General features: G+C 68.2%; 15 protein-coding genes. 8 read left to right on the forward strand and 7 right to left on the reverse strand.

The annotated features are described in order from the left end of the window. Nucleotides 1-250: 250 nt before the first annotated feature. Complete coding sequence (locus U5809_RS17110) at nucleotides 251-448, reverse strand: hypothetical protein (protein WP_322087394.1); 198 nt, start codon at nucleotides 446-448, stop codon at nucleotides 251-253. Here U5809_RS17110 and U5809_RS17115 point away from each other — a divergent pair. The 3 genes from U5809_RS17115 (at nucleotide 390) to U5809_RS17125 (ending at nucleotide 11720) form a co-directional block, all read left to right on the forward strand. Beyond that, nucleotides 390-8993: an autotransporter-associated beta strand repeat-containing protein gene (locus U5809_RS17115; RefSeq protein ID WP_322087395.1), complete on the forward strand. Its 8604-nt coding sequence runs from the start codon at nucleotides 390-392 to the stop codon at nucleotides 8991-8993. The two genes, U5809_RS17110 and U5809_RS17115, sit on opposite strands and share 59 nt — an antisense overlap. 156 nt (nucleotides 8994-9149) lie before the next feature. Next, nucleotides 9150-11372, forward strand: coding sequence for an amylo-alpha-1,6-glucosidase (locus U5809_RS17120; protein ID WP_322087396.1), 2223 nt, complete (start codon nucleotides 9150-9152; stop codon nucleotides 11370-11372). A gap of 96 nt (nucleotides 11373-11468) precedes the next feature. Beyond that, on the forward strand, nucleotides 11469-11720 hold the full coding sequence (locus U5809_RS17125; RefSeq protein ID WP_006482135.1) for a hypothetical protein: 252 nt from the start codon (nucleotides 11469-11471) through the stop codon (nucleotides 11718-11720). Between the two features lie 516 nt (nucleotides 11721-12236). On the opposite strand, the gene penR is transcribed toward U5809_RS17125, so the two are convergent. Beyond that, nucleotides 12237-13127 carry a beta-lactamase transcriptional regulator PenR gene (gene penR / locus U5809_RS17130; protein WP_322087397.1) on the reverse strand — a complete coding sequence of 297 codons (891 nt, stop codon included), beginning with the start codon at nucleotides 13125-13127 and terminating at the stop codon, nucleotides 12237-12239. Between the two features lie 128 nt (nucleotides 13128-13255). On the opposite strand from penR, the gene blaPEN-bcc reads away from it, so the two are divergent. Further along, nucleotides 13256-14191 carry a PEN family class A beta-lactamase, Bcc-type gene (blaPEN-bcc, locus tag U5809_RS17135; RefSeq protein ID WP_322087398.1) on the forward strand — a complete coding sequence of 312 codons (936 nt, stop codon included), beginning with the start codon at nucleotides 13256-13258 and terminating at the stop codon, nucleotides 14189-14191. A 479-nt stretch (nucleotides 14192-14670) separates the two neighbouring features. Here the strand turns inward: blaPEN-bcc and U5809_RS17140 are convergent, their stop codons facing one another. The 3 genes from U5809_RS17140 to U5809_RS17150 all read right to left on the reverse strand — a co-directional run bounded on the left by U5809_RS17140 (nucleotide 14671) and on the right by U5809_RS17150 (nucleotide 16292). Next, entirely contained in the window at nucleotides 14671-14871 is a 201-nt protein-coding gene (locus tag U5809_RS17140; protein ID WP_176050028.1) for a hypothetical protein, read from the reverse strand. A 570-nt stretch (nucleotides 14872-15441) separates the two neighbouring features. Next, complete coding sequence (locus tag U5809_RS17145) at nucleotides 15442-15810, reverse strand: antibiotic biosynthesis monooxygenase family protein (protein ID WP_322087399.1); 369 nt, start codon at nucleotides 15808-15810, stop codon at nucleotides 15442-15444. A 35-nt stretch (nucleotides 15811-15845) separates the two neighbouring features. Continuing rightward, a complete protein-coding gene (locus U5809_RS17150; RefSeq protein WP_322087419.1) occupies nucleotides 15846-16292 on the reverse strand; it encodes a MarR family winged helix-turn-helix transcriptional regulator in 447 nt (148 codons plus the stop codon). A 194-nt stretch (nucleotides 16293-16486) separates the two neighbouring features. Here U5809_RS17150 and U5809_RS17155 point away from each other — a divergent pair, with 194 nt between their 5' ends. After that, complete coding sequence (locus U5809_RS17155) at nucleotides 16487-16975, forward strand: hypothetical protein (RefSeq protein ID WP_322087400.1); 489 nt, start codon at nucleotides 16487-16489, stop codon at nucleotides 16973-16975. 180 nt (nucleotides 16976-17155) lie between these two features. Here the strand turns inward: U5809_RS17155 and U5809_RS17160 are convergent, their stop codons facing one another. Together U5809_RS17160 and U5809_RS17165 are read right to left on the reverse strand one after the other, a co-directional pair. After that, nucleotides 17156-18532 (reverse strand): ATP-binding protein, encoded by a 1377-nt coding sequence (locus tag U5809_RS17160; protein ID WP_282508772.1) that lies wholly within the window; start codon nucleotides 18530-18532, stop codon nucleotides 17156-17158. Continuing rightward, nucleotides 18529-19191: a response regulator gene (locus tag U5809_RS17165; RefSeq protein ID WP_124449538.1), complete on the reverse strand. Its 663-nt coding sequence runs from the start codon at nucleotides 19189-19191 to the stop codon at nucleotides 18529-18531. Before U5809_RS17165 ends, U5809_RS17160 begins: the two co-directional genes overlap by 4 nt. A 232-nt stretch (nucleotides 19192-19423) precedes the next feature. On the opposite strand from U5809_RS17165, the gene U5809_RS17170 reads away from it, so the two are divergent. Genes U5809_RS17170 through U5809_RS17180 form a run of 3 tightly spaced genes read left to right on the forward strand, consistent with a single transcriptional unit; the run spans nucleotide 19424 to nucleotide 21178 of the window. Beyond that, entirely contained in the window at nucleotides 19424-19777 is a 354-nt protein-coding gene (locus tag U5809_RS17170) for a NirD/YgiW/YdeI family stress tolerance protein (protein ID WP_322087401.1), read from the forward strand. Between the two features lie 55 nt (nucleotides 19778-19832). Further along, nucleotides 19833-20693 carry a MurR/RpiR family transcriptional regulator gene (locus U5809_RS17175; RefSeq protein ID WP_176050022.1) on the forward strand — a complete coding sequence of 287 codons (861 nt, stop codon included), beginning with the start codon at nucleotides 19833-19835 and terminating at the stop codon, nucleotides 20691-20693. Between the two features lie 59 nt (nucleotides 20694-20752). Further along, nucleotides 20753-21178 (forward strand): GNAT family N-acetyltransferase, encoded by a 426-nt coding sequence (locus U5809_RS17180; RefSeq protein ID WP_322087402.1) that lies wholly within the window; start codon nucleotides 20753-20755, stop codon nucleotides 21176-21178. Nucleotides 21179-21335 lie beyond the last annotated feature (157 nt).

Consider the following 21335-nt stretch of genomic DNA (forward strand, 5'->3'; position numbering starts at 1 on the left):
TCAAATCAAAAAGACGAAAAACTTGCGGAGTCTCGTCGCCGGACGCCTTTTGCCAAGTAAAAAATACATGCTCGCCAACCCTTGAGCCGATGGATAAATATCGACTGGAAAACGGTTTGAGTTTGATATAGCCTTGTCTGATAAAAGCAGGGCAGTAATCAAATCAACCAGAAAGTCGCTGCAGAAAAAACAGGGGCCGCCATCATGTCGTTCGACTAGTCTTGCGTCTGCAATCCCGATCCCGGGCTGATTAAAAAACCATCCTTGAATAAACCGACGTCGCATCGCGATTGCCGGGGCGGACGCTTTTGTCCGTGATTTTCTGCTGCGCGCCGTCCGGTGCGGCCGCAATACCAATACCAAAACCAAAGCCAAAAACGAGGGAAAGCATGAACCTTGCGCGTTCGAAAAAAGCCGGTGAGCCGTTTCCGAGACTGCTGTTACCCACGGGCGTTTTCCTGGCACTTTCCGGCGCGGGTATCGTGCCTGCGCATGCGATCTGCAGCGCGGCAGGCACGACGGTGACCTGCTCCGGCGTCGCCAATCCGCTTGCGCCGAGCTATTCGAACAGCGCGAACAACATCAACGCCACCGTCAATCCCGGTGCGAGCGTCGGCGTGCTGCTCGGCGTCGGCGGCACCGCGATGTCGCTGACGGGCAACGGCGTCACGCTGACCAACAACGGCACGATCGACCCTTCCGCGCTTGGTAGCGGGCTCGGCGTGCTGTCGAGCGGCGCGGTCGTCGGCAATGCATCGGCGAGCGCGAATACCACCGTCACTAACAACGGCACGATGAACGGCTCGACCGGCGTGGCGATCAGCGGCGTGACGGGCATGGCGCTGTCGGTCCAGAACGGCACGGGCGGCACGTCGAACATCACGAACACCGGCACGATCGGGTCCAACCCGCTGGTCGGTGCGACCCTCGTCGGCGCGGATTCGCCCGTGGTCGCCGCATACGGCGGCGCCGCGGTCAACATGTCGAACAGCGGAACGATCAACGGCCGCGTCGCGTTCGGCTCGAACGGCACGCCCGGGCAGGGCAATACGTTTACCAACTCGGGCACGATCAATGGCGGCGTGTCGATGGGCGCGAACAGCACCAACACGTTCAATGCCGTGACGGGCTCGTCGGTCAACTCGGCGGGCGGCACCGGCGGCGCGTTCAACATCACGGTCGGCCCGGTTACGCTGAACGTGGCGGCGACGGGTATCGTCGACGGCGGCGCGGGCGGCAACAACACGCTCAACCTGCAGCAGGGCGCCAGCGCGAACGGCACGATCGCGGTCAACAACTACGTCAACTTCAATCACCTCGACGTCAACAGCGGCAACTGGACGATCAACGGTGCGTCCACCGCGCAGGACGCGACGCTGAACGGCGGTGTCGCGATCATCGGCAACAACGCGTCGCTCGGCACCGGCAACGTCACGGCCAATGGCGCGGCGCTGCAGGCGGGTGTGGCCGGGCTCAATGTCGGCAACACCGTGACCCTCGGCGGCGGCGGTTTGACGGTGCAGGGGGCGACCGGGCTCACGCTGTCGGGCACGGTGACGGGCGGCGGCGCGCTGACGAAGAACGACGGCGGCACGCTGACGTTGACGGGCGCGAACAGCTACACGGGCGGCACGAACCTGAACGACGGCGGCATCGTCGTCGGCAACAACGCGTCGCTCGGCAGCGGTGCGCTGAACGTCAACGGCTCGGCCTCGCTCGACACGAGTACGAACACGACGCTCGGCAATACGGTCAATCTTGCCAACAATTCGACGCTGACGGTCGGCGGCAGCAACAACCTCGGGCTGGCCGGCGCCATCAACGGCAACGGCGGCCTCGTGAAGAACGGCGCGGCGACGCTGACGCTGACCGGCACGAATACCTACACCGGCAACACGACGATCAACAGCGGCACGCTCGCGCTGGGCGCGGGCGGCAGCCTGGCCTCGACCGGCACGGTGAGCCTGACCGGCGCCGGCGCGACGTTCGACCTGAGCAACGCATCGGGTGCGCAGGCGATCGGTGCGCTGGCGGGCTCGGCCGGTACCAGCGTGAACCTCGGCGGCAATTCGCTGACGCTGAACGGCAGCGTCAATGCGACGTACGCCGGCTCGATCGGCGGCGCGGGCAGCGTCACGCTGGCCGGCACCGGCACGCAAACGCTGACGGGCGCGAACACGTACTCGGGCGGCACGAACTTGAACGGCGGCACCCTCGTGGTCGGCAGCAATACGGCGCTCGGCACGGGCGCGATGAACGTCAACGGCTCGGCGTCGCTCGATGCGACCACCAACGCGTCGCTCGCGAACAATGTCAACATCGCCACCGGCACGACGCTGACGCTCGGCGGCACCACCAATCTGGGCCTGAGCGGCACGGTCTCGGGCGGCGGCGGTCTCGTGAAGAACGGCGCGGCGACCGTGACGCTGTCCGGTGCGAACAACTACAGCGGTGGCACGGCGCTGAATGCCGGCGGCCTCGTGCTCGGCAACAACGCAGCACTCGGCACGGGCGCGTTGACCGTCGGCGGCGCGGCGACGCTCGACACGAGCACGAACCTGTCGGTCAACAACGCGGTCAACCTCGCGACCGGTTCGACGCTGACACTGGGCGGCAGCAATGCGCTCACGCTGAACGGCGGCATCACCGGCGTGGGCGGCCTCGTGAAGGACGGCGCGGCGACCACGACGTTGACGGCCGCGAACACCTACACGGGCGGCACGACGATCAACGCGGGCACGCTGGCGATCAGCGGGGCCGGCAGCCTGGCGGCGACCGGTGCGGTGAACCTGGCCGGCGCGGGCGCCGCGCTCGACCTGAGCGGTGCGGCCGGTGCCCAGTCGATCGGCGCGCTGTCGGGGGTGGGCGGGACGAATGTCGCGCTGGGCAACAACGGGCTGACACTGGGCGGAACCGCCAGTGGCGCCTTCAGCGGCGCGATCGCCGGTACCGGCAGCCTGACGCTGGCCGGTACCGGTACGCAGACGCTGAACGGCGCGAGCACCTACTCGGGCGGCACCAACCTGAACGGCGGCAGCAGCGTGGTGCTCGGCAACAATGCGGCGCTCGGCACGGGCGCGCTGAACGTCGCAGGCGCGGCCACGCTCGACACGAACGCAAGCCTGTCGGTCGCCAACGCGGTCAATCTTGGTAACGGCTCGACGCTGACGCTTGGCGGCAGCAATGCGCTCACCCTGAGCGGCGGCATTGCCGGCGCGGGCGGTCTCGTGAAGAACGGCGCGGCGACCACGACGCTGACGGGCACGAACACCTACACGGGCGGCACGACGATCAATGCCGGCACGCTGGCGGTGGGCGCGGGCGGCAGCCTGGCGGCGACCGGTGCGGTGAACCTGGCCAACGCGGGCGCGGCGCTCGACCTGAGCGGCGCGACGAGCGCGCAGACGATCGGCGCGCTGTCGGGTGTCGCCGGGACGAACGTCAACATGGGCGGCAACGGGCTGACGCTCGGCGGCACCGCCAGCGGCACCTTCGGCGGCGTGATTGGCGGGGCGGGCAGCCTGACGCTGGCCGGCACCGGCACGCAGACGCTGACGGGCGCGAACGTCTATACGGGCGGCACGAATCTGAACAGCGGCGGCGTCGTGCTCGGCAACGGCGGGGCGCTCGGTTCCGGCGCGCTGAACGTCGGCGGCGCGGCGACGCTCGACACCACCGCGAGCCTGTCGGTCAACAACGCGGTCAATCTCGGCGCGGGCGCGACGCTGACGCTCGGCGGCAGCAACGCGCTCACGCTGAACGGTGGCATCACCGGCGCGGGCGGGCTGGTGAAGGACGGTGCGGCGACCACGACGTTGACGGGGGCGAACGCTTACACGGGCGGCACGACGATCAATGCCGGCACGCTGGCGCTCGGTGCCGGCGGCAGCCTCGCGGCGACGGGCGCGGTGAACGTGGCCGGCGCGGGCGCGACATTCGACCTGAGCGGTGCGACGGGCGCGCAGACGATCGGCGCACTGAGCGGCGTCGCCGGTGCGGCCGTGAACCTCGGCGCGAACGGCCTGACGCTGAGCGGGACGGCCAGCGGCAATTTCGGCGGCACGATCGGCGGCACCGGCGGCCTGACCGTGGCCGGCACGGGCACGCAGACGCTGACCGGCGCGAATACGTACACGGGCGGCACGACGATCAACGGCGGCAGCACGCTGGCGCTCGGCTCGGGCGGCAGTCTCGCGGCGACCGGGACGGTGAACCTCGCCGCTGCGGGCGCGACGTTCAACCTGGGCGGCGCATCGGGCGCGCAGACGATCGGCGCGCTGAGCGGTGCGGCCGGCACGAACGTGAACCTCGGCGCGAACGCGCTGACGTTGAGCGGCAACGGCAACCATACGTTCGGCGGGACGATCGACGGTACGGCTGGCGTGACGTTCGCGGGTACCGGCACGCAAACGCTGACGGGCACGAACACCTACACGGGCGGTACGACAATCGGCGCCGGCGGTACGCTGGCGCTCGGTGCGGGCGGTAGCCTGGCCTCGACAGGGGCGGTGAATCTCGCTGGCGCCGGCGCGACGTTCAACCTGAGCGGCGCATCGGGCGCGCAGACGATCGGCGCGTTGAACGGCGCGGCCAGTACGAACGTGGATCTTGGCGCGAACGGGCTGACGCTGAGCGGGACCGCCAGCGGCACGTTCGGCGGCGCGATCGGCGGCACGGGCAGCGTGACGTACGCGGGTACCGGCACGCAGACGCTGACGGGTGCGAACACGTACACGGGCGGCACGACGATCAACGGCGGCAGCACGCTTGCGCTCGTCGCGGGCGGCAGCCTGGCTTCGGGTAGCGCAGTGAATCTTGCAGGCACGGGTGCGACGTTCGACGTGAGCGGCGCATCGGGCGCGCAGACGCTCGGCACGCTGAGCGGCATCGGCGGCACGAACGTGAACCTCGGCGCGAACGCGCTGACGCTGAACGGCAGCACCAACGGTACGTTCGCCGGTGCGATTGGCGGCACGGGCGGCGTGACGTTCGCAGGTGCCGGCACGCAAACGCTGACGGGTGCGAACACCTACACGGGTGGCACGACCATCAACGGCGGCAGCACGCTGGCGCTGGGTGCGGGTGGCAGCCTGGCGTCCGGCGGTTCCGTGAACCTTGCCGGAGCAGGCGCAACGTTCAACCTGAGCGGTGCGTCGGGCGCGCAGACGATCGGCACGCTGAACGGCGCGGCCGGCACGAACGTGGATCTTGGCGCGAACGGACTGACGCTGAGCGGAACCGCCAGCGGCACGTTCGGCGGTGCGATCAGCGGTACGGGCAGCGTGACGTTCGGGGGCACCGGGACGCAAACGCTGACCGGCGCGAACACCTATACCGGTGGCACGACGATCAACGGCGGCAGCACGCTCGCGCTGGGCGCAGGCGGCAGCCTGGCGTCCGGCAGTGCCGTGAACCTTGCCGGCACGGGCGCGACGTTCAACCTGAGCGGTGCATCGGGCGCACAGATGCTCGGCACGCTGAGTGGCGCCACCGGCACGAACGTGAACCTCGGTGCGAATGCGCTGACGTTGAACGGCAGCACCAACGGCACGTTTGGCGGCGTGATCGCCGGCACCAGTGGCGTGACGTTCGCGGGCACCGGCACGCAGACACTGACCGGTGCGAATACGTACACGGGCGGCACGACGATCAACGGCGGCAGCACACTCGCGCTGGGCGCGGGCGGCAGCCTCGCATCGGGCAGCGCGGTGAATCTCGCCGGCACGGGCGCGACGTTCAACCTCAGTGGCGCGACGGGCGCGCAGACGCTCGGTACGCTGACCGGCGCGACCGGCACGAACGTGAACCTCGGCGCGAACGCGCTGACGTTGAACGGCAGCGGCAACAACACGTTCGGCGGCGCGATCGGCGGCACGGGTGGTGTGACGTTCGCAGGTGCCGGCACGCAAACGCTGACGGGCGCGAATACCTACACGGGTGGCACGACGATCAACGGCGGCAGCACACTCGCGCTGGGTGCCGGCGGCAGTCTCGCGTCGGGCAGCGCGGTGAATCTCGCCGGCACGGGCGCGACGCTCAACCTGGGCGGCGCGACCGGCGCGCAGACGCTCGGCACGCTGACCGGCGCGACCGGCACGAACGTGAACCTCGGCGCGAACGCGCTGACGTTGAACGGCAGCGGCGGCACTTTCGGCGGTGCGATCGGCGGCACGGGCGGCGTGACGTTCGCGGGCACGGGGACACAAACGCTGACGGGTGCGAACACCTACACGGGTGGCACGACCATCAACGGCGGCAGCACGCTGGCGCTGGGTGCGGGTGGCAGCCTCGCAGCGGGCAGCGCGGTGAATCTCGCCGGCACGGGCGCGACGTTCAACCTGAGCGGTGCATCGGGCGCGCAGACGCTCGGCACGCTGTCCGGCGGCGCCGGTACGAACGTGACTCTCGGCGCGAACGCACTGACGCTGAACGGCAGCGGCAGCACGTTCGGCGGTGCGATCGGCGGCACGGGCGGTGTGACGTTCGCGGGCACCGGTACGCAAACGCTGACCGGCGCGAATACGTACACGGGTGGCACGACGATCGGTACCGGCAGCACGCTCGCGCTGGGTGCGGGCGGCAGCCTCGCGTCGGGCAGCGCGGTGAATCTCGCCGGCACGGGTGCGACGTTCAACGTCGGGGGTGCGACGGGCGCACAGACGATTGGTGCGCTGTCCGGCGGCATCGGCACCAGCGTGAACCTGGGCACGAATGCGCTGACGCTGAACGGCAGCGGCAACGCGGCGTTCGGCGGGACGATCGGCGGTGCGGGCGGCGTGACGGTTGCCGGTAGCGGCACGCAAACGCTGACGGGCGCGAACACCTACACCGGCGGCACGACCATCAACGGCGGCAGCACGCTGGCGCTCGGCGCGGGTGGCGGCCTCGCGTCGACGGGCGCGGTGAATCTCGCGGGCACGGGTGCGACGTTCGATGTCAGTGGTGCGTCGGGCGCGCAGACGATCGGCACGTTGAACGGCGCGACCGGCGCGACCGTCAATCTCGGCGCGAATGCGCTGACGTTGAACGGCAGCGGCAACGGCACGTTCGGCGGCGCGATCGGCGGCGCGGGCGGTGTGACGATCGCCGGCACGGGTGTTCAGACGCTGACGGGCGCGAATACCTACACGGGCGGCACCACGATCGCGGCCGGTAGCGCGCTGCAACTCGGCAACGGCGGCACGTCGGGCAGCGTCGCCGGCAATGTCGTCGACAACGGCGCGCTGATCGTCAATCAATCCGGCAACGTGACGATTGCAAGCGTGCTGTCCGGCGCGGGCTCGCTGACGCAGGCCGGCAGCGGGCAACTGACGTTGACGGGCGCCAGCACCTTGAGCGGCCCGACCACGGTCAGCGCGGGCACGCTCGCCGTGAACGGGGCGCTCGGCCAGTCGACCGTGACCGTGCAGAACGGTGCGACGGTCACGGGCACCGGCACGATCGGCGGCCTCGTGGTGCAGGGCGGTGCGACGGCGGCCGCGTCGCAGCCGGGCGCGGCGCTGAACGTGGGCGGCAATGTCACGTTCCAGCCGGGTTCGACGTTCCAGGTCGCGGCCTCGCCGCAGCAAAGCGGCAGCCTCGCGGCGGGCGGCACGGCGACGCTGAACGGCGGCACCGTGCAGGTGATCGCGAACCAGAGCGGCTACCAGCCGAGCACGACCTACACGATCGTGACGGCGGCATCGGGCGTGCAGGGCGCGTTCAGCCAGGTGAACGCGAACTACGCGTTCCTGATGCCGACGCTCAGCTACGACCCGAATCACGTGTACCTGCGACTCGTCGAAAACGGCACGTCGCTGCCGGACGTCGCGACGACGCCAAACCAGCGGTCGGTCGCGACCGCGCTCGGCGGGCTCGGCGCCGGCAACCCGCTGTACGACGCGGTGCTGACGACCGACGCGCCCACCGCACGCCGCGCGTACGGGATGCTCGACGGCGAACTGCAGGCCAGCATGAAGAGCATGCTGCTGCTCGATAGCCGCTATGTGCGCGACGCGGTGACCGATCGCGTCCGCCAGGGCCTCGCGCCCGGGTCGGGCCCGCTCGCCGCGCTGTCGTCGGGCGGCGCCGCGCTGTGCGGCGACAACACGGCCGGCGCGGTCGACCCGACACTGCCGCCGGAACGCCGGATCGGTTCGCGCGAGGGTTGCTACGGCGGCACGCCTTATCAACCGGTCGTCTGGGGGCAGGCGTTCGGCGGCCGCAGCCGGCTCACCGGCGACGGCAACGCGTCGACGATCAACCGCAGCATGACGGGCTTCATCGCCGGCGCCGACATGGCGCTCAACGACAAGTGGCGTGCGGGTCTGGCCGCGGGCGTCACGCATGGCTCGCTCGACAATGACCAGAGCTCGTCGGCGGCGGTGAACAGCTACTACCTGTCGCTGTACGGCGGCGCGCAGTACGGTGCGCTCGGTGTGCGCGGTGGCGCGTCGTACACGTGGTACCGGATCAACAGCGATCGCAATCCGGGCTTCGCGGGATTCTCGGATCACGATTCGGCCGGCTACGACGCGAATTCGGCGCAGGTGTTCGGCGAAGTAGGCTACGCGCTGCCGGTCGGGCCCGTGGCGATCGAACCGTTCGCTGGCCTCGCGTATGTGAACCTGCATACCGACGGCTATACGGAAACAGGTGGCGCGGCCGCGCTGCGTGCCGGCGGCGAGACCACCCACGTCGGCTTCTCGACCCTCGGTTTGCGCGCGGCGTCGCAGCTCGGCTCGATCGCGAGCGGCACGTTCACCGCGCGCGGGACGGTCGGCTGGCGGCATGCGTTTGGCAACGTGAGGCCGTCGTCGGCGTTCACGTTCGCGAACGGCGGCACGTCGTTCCAGGTGTCGGGTGTGCCGATTGCTCGCGACAGCGCGGTGCTCGAAGCCGGTATCGACGCGAACATCACGAAGCGCCTGACGCTCGGCCTCACGTACAGCGGCCAGTACGGCAGCGGCGTGCGCGACAACGCAATCCTCGGCAACATCCTGTGGAAGTTCTGAGCTGCACGTGATGTGCCTGTGCGCGATGCCCGGCGGCGACGGTAACGTCGCGGGGCGTCGCGTCTTTTTCGTCGCTGCGCACGTACCCCGTTCTGGCCTATCCTGTGCGAAATACGCGACGCGCGCCGCGCGTTGCGCCTCGACACAGGAGCATCGATGCCGAATCACGCCGAAGCCGCCACGACGCAGGCGCCGCAAGTCGCGCCTGCTGCCCCGACCGCCGCGTCGGGTCCCGCCTTCATCGCGCCCGAAGCCGATCCGCAGGCCCTCGCGCGCAACAACCAGTACGTACTGAAATCCGGCGACGCGTTCGTGGTCAGCGACGCGCTCGGCGACATCGGCGGGCATGACGACGGCCTGTTCGTCGACGACATGCGCGTACTGTCGAAATGGCGCCTGACGTTCGGCGGCCGCGCGCCGTCGCTGCTGTCGGGCGCGACGAGCGCCGACAACGCGTCGTTCACCGCGCACCTGACCAACCGCCCGTTGCCGCCGCTCGGCGGCCACGAGACACCCGAGGGCGTGATCCATATCGAGCGGATGCGCGTGCTCGCGGGCGACGTGCTTTATGAAGCGCTGACGCTGACGAACTACGGTGCGAGCGAAGCCGAGGTGCCGCTGTCGCTGTCGTTCGCGGCCGATTTCAAGGACATGTTCGAGGTGCGCGGCACGCAGCGCCCGAAGCGCGGCACGGTCGTGGCTCCGCGCGTCGACGCAGGCGCGGTGCGGCTGCGTTACGACGGCCTCGACAGCGTCGAGCGCAACGTGACCGTGCATTTCTCGCCGGCGCCCGACGCGTTGTCGGTCGATCGCGCCGACTACACGCTGACGATCGCCGCGCAGGCCTGCGTGTCGATCTACCTGACCGTCGATGCGACGCTCGGCCCGGTGCATGTCGAAGGGCCCGGATGCGGTCGCGTCGCGCTGCGCACCGCGCTCGTCGGCGTGCATCGCGAGATGCGCGCGCGGCGCGAATCGATGGCGCGCGTGAACACCGGCAATCCGCTGTTCGACGCGTGGCTCGACCGCTCGCTCGCGGATCTCGGGCTCCTCACGACGCAGCTCGACACGGGGCCGTACCCATATGCCGGCATTCCGTGGTTCTCGACGCCGTTCGGCCGCGACGCCGTGATCACGTCGCTGCAGATGCTGTGGCTGCAGCCGTCGCTCGCGCGCGGCGTGCTGCGGTTTCTTGCCGAGCACCAGGCGCGCGAAACGTCCGCGTTCCGCGACGCGGAGCCCGGCAAGATCATGCACGAGTTCCGCCGCAGCGAGATGGCCGCGACGGGCGAAGTACCGTTCGCGCTGTACTACGGCGGTGTCGACACGACGCCGCTGTTCATCGTGCTGGCCGGCGCCTATGTCGAACGTACCGGCGACGACGCGTTGATCGACGAGCTGTGGCCCGCGCTCGAACGCGCCGCGCAATGGGTGATCGACAAGTGCGACCGCAATCCGTACGGACTCCTCGATTACCAGCGCACGTCGGAGCGCGGCCTCGCGAACCAGGGCTGGAAGGACAGCCACGATTCGGTGTTCCATGCGGACGGTCGCTTCCCCGACGGGCCGATCGCGCTCGTCGAAGTGCAGGCCTATGCGTGCGCCGCGCTCGATGCGATGTCGGCGTGCTCGCACCGGCGCGGCCACGCGGCCGATGCGACGCGCTACGCCCTGCGCGCGAAGACGCTGCGTGAACAGGTCGACGCGCTGTTCTGGATGCCGGAAGGCGATTTCTACGGGATCGCGCTCGACGGCCATGGCGATTTGTGTCGTGTGTTCGCGTCGAACGCGGGGCACCTGCTCGCGTTCGGGCTGCCCGACGCCGAGCGCGGCGCGGCGGTGGCCGGTGTGCTCGGCTCGGCGCTGTTCCAGACGGGGTGGGGCATCCGCACGCTCGCGGCCGGCCAGCCGCGCTTCAACCCGATGGCCTATCACAATGGCTCGGTATGGCCGCACGACAATGCGCTCATCGCACGTGGGCTCGCGCGCTACGGCGACAAGACGGCTGCGGTGAACCTGCTGCGCGCGCTGTTCGAGGCGGCGGTGAGTTTCGAGATGCGCTTGCCGGAGCTGTTCTGCGGGTTCCCGCGCCGGCGCGGCGAACCGCCGACCGCGTATCCGGTGGCCTGCCTGCCGCAGGCATGGGCGGCCGGTGCGCCGTTCATGATGCTGCAGGCGTGCCTCGGCGTGAGCATCGACGCGTCTCGCCACGAGGTGCGCGTCGAGCGCCCGGCGCTGCCGGAAGGCGTCGACTGGCTGCGGATCGACGCGCTGCGCGTCGGCGACGAAACCGTGTCGCTGACGTTCCGCCGGGTCGACGGCCAGGTCGTCGCGGCGGCGGAGCAGCCCGGCCGCGTGAAGGTGGTCGCGGTGCTGTAGCGCCGTGCTGCGCGAACGTTGCGCGATGTCGCGCCACGTTCGCGCGCAGCGGCATAGAATCGTGACATGACCCTTGAACGATGGCGGAGGTAGACGATGACGACCGACAACCGGCCCGACGACGGCGAGCACAAGCTCGAGAATCTCGAAGCGGCGGTCGACCACCTGCACAAGTCGATCGAATCGCAGAGCATCGCGGTCGGCGCGGCGAAGGGCATTTTGTTCAGCCTGATCGAAACGCTCGGCGCACTGATCGGCGATCCCGACCTGCCCGAGCATGCGCGCTCGGGTTACGAAGCGCTGCGCGACAAGGCCAGCGAACTGCGCGGCGGGCTCGATCGGCATTGAGGCACGGCTTGCGCCGGCGCCAGCCGCACGCGCTGCGCCGGCGCTGCCCGATTCTGCAGATGAAGCACAAAACCCCGTGCGCTCAATGAGTTAGGTGGCCGGTGCGCAGGATATCCACAAGCTTGCCAACACAATCTGTGGAGAACCGCCCGGCCTTCGATCACGCGCGCGGCGCGTGCCTGGAGATTGTCCGGAGTGCGGTGCGAATGCCTTTCCGGTGCCACACCATTGACCGGTCAAGGTCCGGATATTGAATCCCCTTGTGTATCAATATGTTACGCGCCGGATCTGAGGGATATCCACAGGCTTGCCAACATATTCTGTGGACAACTCGCAATCGATTGCGTCGCATTGGTTGAGTATCGGGCCCGAATGCGACAGGCGTGCGAAGCCCGTGCGCAAAGGCTGCCCGATGTGTGTGTCGGAAAGTAAATTCGTGCACGATCAATGGCTTAGGTGCCGGGTGCCCAGGATATCCACATCCTTGCCAACACTTTCTGTGGACAAGCGCGCGCGTTACGCGCCCGGCATCGTGCCGGCCGCTTCGGCCACGATCCAGTCGCGAAACAGCGTCATCGCGGGTGTCAGCGGTTTCGATTTCAGCGACGTGATCCAGTAACCGCCCGCACACACGTCGATGTCGAGCGGCCGCGCGAGCAGGCCGAGCTGCAGTTCGCGCGCGAACATGCAGGCCGGCGCGAGCGCGACCCCCGCACCCTGCATCGCGGCCTCGATCATCAGCCGCGACGAATCGAACACAGGCCCGTTGGCCGCCCACGGCTCGAGCTGCGCGGCGTCGAACCAGCCGTGCCATTCGTCGGTGCGGTACGAGCGCAGCAGCGTTTCGTTCGCGAGATCGGCCGGCTGCGCGAGGCGCCGCGCGATCTCCGGCGCGCACAGCGCGGTGAGCGGCGCGTCGAGCAAGCGCTCGTTGCGCGTCGCCGGCCAGTTGCCTTCTCCGAAGCGGATCGCGAAGTCGAGGCCCTCGGCGGCGAGATCGACGACGTTGTTGTTGGTGCGCAGCCGCAGCTCGACGAACGGGTGCGTATCGCCGAACTGCTTCAGCCGTGGCATTAGCCAGCCTAGGGCAAAGGTGCCGACGACACCGAGCGTCAGCACCTCGCGGAAGCGCCCGCCGTCGAACTGCTTGAGCACCGTCTCGATGCGGCTGAACGCGTCGCTCAGCACGGGCAGCAGCGCACGGCCCTCGTCGGTGAGCCCGAGGCCGCGCGGCAACCGCGTAAACAGCGTACAGCCGAGCCGCTCCTCGAGCGAGCGCACCTGCTGGCTGACCGCGGCCTGGGTCACGCTCAGCTCGAGGCCGGCGCGTGTGAAGTTCAGGTGGCGCGCCGACGATTCGAACGCGCGCAACGCATTGAGCGGAAGATGAGGGCGGAGCTTGGTCATAAGATTTTCTTTTGTCAGCGCTCAATTATCGTTGCTTGTCAGTCAACCGTAAAGTCCCGATAGTGCTGTCTCGGCGGCCGGCCGTTTTCAACATCGATTCGCCTCCATTCCACCACGAGACAACCGACATGACCTACTCATCGAAACGTCGAACCCTGTTGCTGGCCGCCGCGACGGCGCCGCTCGTTCTCACCGTCACCGCGTGCGCGTCGCGAGCCGCCGTGCCGGGCGAGGCCAATTCGGCAGCGGCTGCTGCCGCGGACGCCGTGGCGCCGGCGGCAGCCGCGGAGGCGATTGCCGATCTCGAGCGCGACGCGGGCGGCCGTCTCGGCGTGTGCGCGATCGATACCGCGAGCGGCCGGATCATCGAGCATCGCTCGGGCGAGCGCTTTCCGTTCTGCAGTACGTTCAAGGCGATGCTGAGTGCGGCGGTGCTTGCACAGAGCGTCGATCGCCCGGGCCTGCTGCAACAGCGCGTGACCTACACGAAGGCCGACCTCGTCAACTATTCGCCGGTGTCGGAGAAGCATGTCGGCGCGGGCATGACGGTCGCCGCGCTGTGCGAGGCCGCGATCCAGTACAGCGACAACTCGGCCGCGAACCTGCTGATGAAGCTGATCGGCGGCCCGTCCGCCGTGACCGCGTTCGCGCGCTCGATCGGCGACGACACATTCCGGCTCGATCGATGGGAGACCGAACTGAATACCGCGCTGCCGGGCGACCCGCGCGACACGACGACGCCCGCTGCGATGGCCGCGAGCATGCGTGCGCTCACGCTCGGCGAGGCACTGCCGGCCGCGCAGCGTGCGCAGCTCGTTACCTGGCTGCGCGGCAACAAGGTCGGCGACAAGCGGATCCGCGCGGGCGTGCCGGCCGGGTGGCAGGTGGGCGACAAGACGGGCACCGGCGACTACGGGACGACGAACGATGCCGGCGTGATCTGGCCGGCGTCGGGCGCACCGATCGTGCTGGTCGTGTACTACACGCAGGCGCAAGCCGATGCGCGGGCGAAGGACGCGGTGATCGCGTCGGTCGCCCGCATCGTCGCGCAGACGCTCGGCTGAGCCGGGCGGTACGGCGTGCGCGGCGCGATCCGCCTGCACGCCGTGCCGCAGTCGTGATCCGCATGACCAAACGTTGTGCGATCAACGACTTAGGTCACGCATGCTCAGGATATCCACATGCTTGCCAACAAAAATTGTGGACAAGCCAGCGTGCTGCCGCGTTTGCCGTGGCGCGAGCCGCCGTGCCGCGTTTGAAGCGGCGCGGACAAAGTCTTTCGGATCAAGCGCTTGGCTGCGGTATGCGCAGGCTATCCACATGCTTGCCAACAAAATCTGTGGACAAGCGTGCAGGCCGGCGCGGCGGGCGACTCGTCACGGCACGGAAGGGCACGCAACCGGCGATTGACCGGCCGTGTGCCGCATTCGAAGCGGCGCGGACAAAGTCTTTCGGATCAAGCGCTTGGTCGCGGTATGCGCAGGCTATCCACATGCTTGCCAACAAAATCTGTGGACAAGCCCGCGGGCCGTCGCCGCGACGTTCAGCGCTGCCGATCGTCGACCGTGGGCCAGCGCGCAAACGCGAACACCCACAGCATGATGAAGTTCAGGACCGGGACGAACATCGTCAGGATCCACCAGCCCGAATGTCCGGTGCGCCGGACGATGCGAACGTACGGATACACGACGATGGCGACGAGCACGAGCGAGACGAGCAACTGCCACGCGGTGAAGTGTTCCATGGTCTTCCTCGGAGTGATGTGTCGTGGTGCGGCGCCGGCGCAGCGGCCGTCCCGTCAGGCCGGCCGCGACGCCGACGATGCGCGGCCGCGTGCGGCTCGCATGATCTTGATGCGTGACGTGCACGGGCGTCAAGGCGCGGGCGGATGGTGTCGTAGCGCCGGGTCGTCCGCTTCCGCACACGCTTGCGCCGCGCGTTGCCGAAACGGTGGCGCCACGCATGAATGGCAGGCCGATCAACGGGTTAGCGCATGCTTGCGCAGGATATCCACAAGCTTGCCAACACAATCTGTGGGTAAGTGGCGCGGCAGCCGACCGACCCGCGTGGGGCGGTCGCGGCGTGCATCGCCGTGGCGTCGTGATGCGAACTGGGGCGACGCGACACGCGTGACGGCCGCCGCCCGGGCCTCGTCTGCATCACGCGTGCCTAAGTCCATCGGATCAAGGGTTTAGCGACGCGGTGCGCAGGATATCCACAAGCTTGCCAACATTTTCTGTGGAGAAGTCCGCGTTCGCGATGGGTCGGTGCGGCACCGGTGGATGCCACGCGCTGCCACGTCCCGCACGCGCACTTACGCGGTGCAGATACCGGCGACGCCGACTTTCCGGAACAGGTGCGGGCTGGCGACCGCGGACGACGGATAGGCCGACAGCTTGGCGACGAACTCCGGATGCGTGAAGGCCGCGCGAAACGTTCCGGTCGATTCCCAGATCGCGTAGTTCAGGTAGGTCGGACTGTCGCCGAGCGCGCGATGAAGCTGGGTCGAGATGAAGCCCGGCTTCCGCTTCATGAATTCCGCGTCGTCCTTCCATACGGCGAGAAAATCGGCTTCGTCCGCGGGTTCCAGCGTGAACACGTTGACGAGAACGACCGGCTCCGCGTCGATCGTTATCTGTTGCTGGATCGGAAAGGCCGGATCCATCGGCTTGAAGTGAGGCACGGGAACTCCTGGTGAGGTAGCGGGCTGGCGGGTGGTTACGCGTGGCCGTCCTGGCCATGTGCGCTGGACATCGCCGACAGCACGCGAATGGCGGCATCGACGTCGGCCGAACTGAATTCGCCGGCGATGTCGCGGACATGCCGTTGCCACTGCTCGACCACGGCCTGATAGGCCGCTTCGCCGCGCGGCGTCAGCGCATAAAGGGGCGAGCGCTTGTGCGCCGGGTTGGGCAAGGACAGGACCAGCCCTTCTTCGGTCAGCACGTTGATCTGTTTCAGCACCGCTTGCCGCGTGATACCCATTGCATCGGCAATCTGCGGGATGTTCGGCGCGTCCGGCGCCATCGAGATCGCGCCCAGCACCTGCCAGCGCGCACTGGTCAGGCCATGTGGCCCGGAAAAAGTGTTGCCCCATTCGATCAGCAGCCCGTTCAACCGGAATACGGACAGCGCGACGGCGGTCAACTTCGCGGATTTCGTCATGTCCCACTCGCATCGTAAATTGACAACTACTTTACGTAATGGACAACTGGTTGTCAAGTTGATGGGTGAACGTCGCCACACGACGGTGGATCGGTACACTTGGGGCGCGATCCGGCACCGAAAGCATCGGTTGCGACGGATTGCTGGCCAACAACAAGGAACCTGGAGAGAAATCAGTGAGAACGATCAGGAAGATGATCGCCGTGTCGTTGCTGGCGGCGGTATGCGGCACGAGTGCCCATGCGTGCATCCCGGCCAACTATCGGACCGCGTATTTCGGCAAGGCCCAGCACATGAGCGACGAACTCCGCGACAAGGTGATCGACGACATCCGTGCCAATCACTACACGATCATCGAATCGCAAATCGGCTTGTTGTTCTTCCCGATCGTCAGGAAGGGGGAGGCGATCTATCTCCGCGACAAGCCGATCGCAACGGGAAAGGATTCGTTCTGGTACCTCGGGCAGGGCTATTACCAGTTGAACGGTCAGCTCTATTACATGGGCGAGCATGTCGGTGCCTTCCCGAGCGACGGGACCGTCGTCGTTCACGTCGAGGATCGCACGCGCCCGAAGCCGGACGACTATCCGAAAGGGCGTCTGTATTGCCGCGTGGCGCAGCACGCCAGCATTCTCGAAACCTCGACCGGCCTGCGGGTCGAACAGATCGTTGACGACAATTGAGTCGCGCAGGGTGCGTGGCTGACCGGGCGCGGTGCATCACGCACCGGTTTGCGGCCACCTGGCGCATTTGCCGCGCAGCCCGGACAATCCCTTTTCGATCAAGGGCTTGGTGCCGTTAATGGAAGGTTGTCCACAAGCTTGCCAACATAATCTGTGGAAAAGCCGGCGGTCACGCGTGCATCAGGCCGGTGCGGGAAACCGCACCGTGACGGTCAGCCCGCGTCCGCCTTGCGTGGTGCCGAGTGCAACCGTCGCGCGATGCTGTTCGGCGATCCGCTTGACGATCGACAGCCCGAGCCCGCTGCCCGACGACGTGACGGCTTGCGCCCCTTCGCCGCGATAGAAGCGTTCCCACACGTCCGTGCGTTCGGCTTCCGGAATCCCGGGGCCGTCGTCGGCGACTTCGAGCACGGGCGTCGTGCCGTCGATGCGCGCGGACACGTCGACACGCGAGCCGTCGCCCGCATAGCGGATCGCATTGTCGACGAGGTTGTTCAGCAGCACGCGCAGCGTGTCGGCGTTGCCTGCCGCCATCACGGGCGCGGCGACGATCGCGCCGAGATCGATCCGATGCGCGTCGGCGACGCGCGCGCGGTCCGACACCACCGACCGGCACAGCGCGGCGAGATCGACGGGCGCCGACGCCGATGCGGCCGCCTGCGCATCGGGTTCGAGGCGCGCGAGCGTCAGCAACTGCTCGGCGAGATGGCCGAGGCGTGTCGTGCCCGCATGGATCTGCGCGAGGATATGTTCGCGTTCCTCCGCGGTCGCCGCGCGCCGCAGCAGCTGCGACTGGATCGACAGCCCCATGATCGGCGTGCGCAACTCGTGCGCGGCATCGGCGATGAAGTGCCGCTGCAGCGTGAACGAGCGGTCGAGCCGCGTGAGCAGGTCGTTGATCGCCTCCGCGAGCGGGCGGACCTCGTTCGGCATCGATGCGACGTCGACCGGTTCGAGGTTGTTCGCATTCCTGCGTTTCAGGCCCGATGCGATCGTGCGCAGCGGCCGCAGCCCCGCGCCGATGCCGAACCACAGTCCGATGGCGAGCAGCGGCAGCATCGAGAACACCGGCCACAGCAGGTGCACGGCGATGCCGGCGATCGCTTCCCAGCGCGCATGTCGCGCCTGCGCGAGCCGGATCGTCGTGCCGCCGCGTTCGGTCACATAGGTGCGCCACGGCTGGCCGCCGACGTCGACGCTCGCGATGCCCTTTTGTTCGGGCGGCGGCAGCTTCGATTCACGGTCGGTCGAATACATCAGCGTGCCGTTGCGCCATACCTGCAGCAGCACCGCATCGGGGTCGCTCGCCTCGAAGCCGTGCTTGCCGTTCGCATGGTCGCTGAACGACAGCTCGCCGTTCGGGCCGACGACGATTTGCCTCGACATGCTGCGCATCTGGTCGTCGAGCAGGTCGTCGAGTTCGCGCAGCGCGCCCCAGTAGGTGCCGGCGCTCGCGACCAGGCCGATCACGCACGCGGCCGGCAACAGCCACGTCAGCAGGCGCCGCCGCAGCGATGCGTTGCGCCAGCGCGCGATCGCGCGTTGCACGTGCGTCATGTGCCGTCACCGATCCGGTAGCCGACGCCGCGCACCGTGCGGATCATGTCGTGGCCGAGCTTCTTGCGCAGGTTGTGGATGTGCACCTGCACCGCGTTGCTCTCGATTTCCTCGCCCCAGCTGTACAGCCGCTCCTCGAACTGCTCGCGCGAAATCACCGCGCCGGGCTCTCGCATCAGCTCGTGCAGCAGCACGAACTCCTTCGGCGACAGCGGCACTTCGTCATCGTCGAGCCAGACGAGATGCTTGACGGGATCGAGCCGCAGCGGGCCGATCGCGAGCGTCGTCTGCGCGCGGCCCGCGTGGCGGCGGTTGACCGCGCGGATGCGGGCGAGCAGTTCGTCGAGCTCGAACGGCTTGACGAGATAGTCGTCCGCGCCGCTGTCGAGCCCTGCGATGCGGTCGGGCACGCCGTCGCGCGCGGTGATGATGATCGCGGGCAGGTTTTCGTCGCGGCGGCGCAGCGCCGCGAGCACCGACAGGCCGTCGCGGTTCGGCAGCCCGAGATCGAGCAGCAGCAGGCCGTAGCCGGTCGAGCGCAGCGCGAGCGACGCGGCATCGCCGTCCTTCACCCAGTCGACCGCGAAGCCTTCCTGTTTGAGGCCCTGTTCGAGCCCGCTGCCGATCAGCGGATCGTCCTCGACGAGCAGTACGCGCATGGATTCATGTCTCTTCAGCAGGGCGCGGCAACGCCCGGGGTTCCCATGATAAGCGTGCGTGCCTTAGCGGGAGCTTAAACTCCGGTGCCCCGGTGCGTTGGCGCACCGTTTCGGCCCGACCACGCGCCGCTTCGGGGCGACCTTCAGGTTTGCTTAATCTTACGCTCCGTAATCTCGGGCCGTCGCGCTCAAGAGGGGCGCGGCGCACGACCAAAACCGGAGGAACACGACCATGAAACACCTGACGAGAATCCTGGCAGTTGCGCTCGCCGTGCTGCCCGCCGCCGTTTACGCGGAATATACCGGGCCGTCCACGCTGACCACGACGACCGTGAAGGAGCTGCTTGCCAACGGCAAGGACGACCAGCACGTGCAGTTGCAGGGGCGCCTCGTCAAGCACGTCGGCGGCGAGGACTACGAGTTCGCCGATGCGACCGGCACGATTCGCGTCGAGATCGACCACAAGCTGTGGGCGGCCGGCCAGCCCGTCAGCGACAAGAGCGAAGTGAAGGTGACCGGCGAATTCGAGCGCAAATGGTCGGGCAGCGTGAAGCTCGACGCCGATCACGTCGAAGTGCTGCGCTGACCGGTGCGTGCGGGGCCGGTGATACCATGGACGACCGGTTCCCGTTCCCACCAAGATGGCCGCCAATTTCGACGAACTCGCGTCCCGGATCCGGGCGCAATTTTCCGAGCTGAGCCCGCAATTCCAGGCGGGCGCCGCCTTCCTGCTCGATCATCCCGACGAGGTCGCCACGTCGTCGATGCGCAAGGTCGCGCAGCGCGCGCAGGTGCAGCCTGCGTCGCTCGTGCGGCTCGCGCAGCAATTCGGTTTCCCTGGCTGGAACGAGTTGCGCGATCTGTGCGTCGCGCGCGTGCGCACGCGCCCCGAGCCGCTCACGCAGCGCGCGCGCTCGCTCGTGCGGCCCGACGCGAAGGCGTCGCTCGCGCATGACCTGCTCGCCGCGCAGCAGCACAACCTGTCGGCCACCGCCGCGCAGAACGAGCACGCGCTCGCGGACGCGGCCAGGCTGATCCGCAAGGCATCGCATGTGCACGTGGCGGGGTTCCGCTCGTGCTATCCGGTCGCGTTCGGGTTCGTGTACGGCTACCGGCTGTTCCGCCCGACCGTGTCGCTGCTCAACGGCGTCGCCGGGTCGCTCGAGATGGAGCTGCGCACGATCGCGAAGCAGAGCGTGACCGTGGTCGTCAGCTTCGCGCCGTACTCGGCGGAAGCGACGCGCGTCGCGCAGGCCGCGAAAGCGCAGGGCAGCAAGATCGTCGCGATCACCGACAGCGCGGTGTCGCCGATCGCGCTGCACGCGGACGCGCAACTGATCTTCACGCACGACAGCCCGTCGTTCTTCCCGTCGCTGGTGGCCGCGCATGCGATGGCCGAGGCGCTGGTCGCGCAGTTGCTCGCGCTCGAAGGCAGCGATGCGATCGCGGCGCTCGAGCGTACCGAAGCGGAACTGCACGCGAAGGGCGCCTACGTCGTTTGACGTGCGCGGCGCGTGCGGCTTCGGCCAATTCCCTTTCAAGATTCAACCCGACGCAACCGATGACGTTCACCTACGAAGTGACCGACGCGGGCGACGCGGACGTACGCAAGCAGATCGTCGCGCCGCTCGTTCGATTCAACGAAAGTCAGGCCGGCCCGGCCGGGTTCCGGCCGCTGGCCGTGGTCGTGACCGACGACACCGGGGCGGTGGTCGGCGGCCTGTGGGGCGGCACGGCGTTCGGCTGGCTGCACGTCGACCTGCTCGTGGTGCCCGAGGCCGCACGCGGCCAGGGCGCCGGCACGCGCATCATGGATCTCGCCGAAGCCGAGGCCGTCGCGCGCGGCTGCCACAGCGCGTGGCTCGACACGTTCGATTTCCAGGCGCGGCCGTTCTACGAGAAACGCGGCTATGTCCGCTTCGGCGAGCTGCCGGACTATCCGGTCGGGCACACGCGTATTTTCCTGACGAAGAAACTCGCGGGCTGAGTGGCGGCGCCGGCGGCACGGTTGACGATGCCGCCGGCCGTCGCCTACGATACCGGGCAGCGATGCAGGTCGCTTCCGGGTCCGCGGAAAGGGTTGAACCCACCTGTCGCATCGACTCCAGTATTCCCCATCCTTTGTGCTGGCGGTATTGCGGACC

The organism is Burkholderia sp. BCC1999 (genome assembly GCF_905339975.1).
Taxonomy (GTDB): domain Bacteria; phylum Pseudomonadota; class Gammaproteobacteria; order Burkholderiales; family Burkholderiaceae; genus Burkholderia.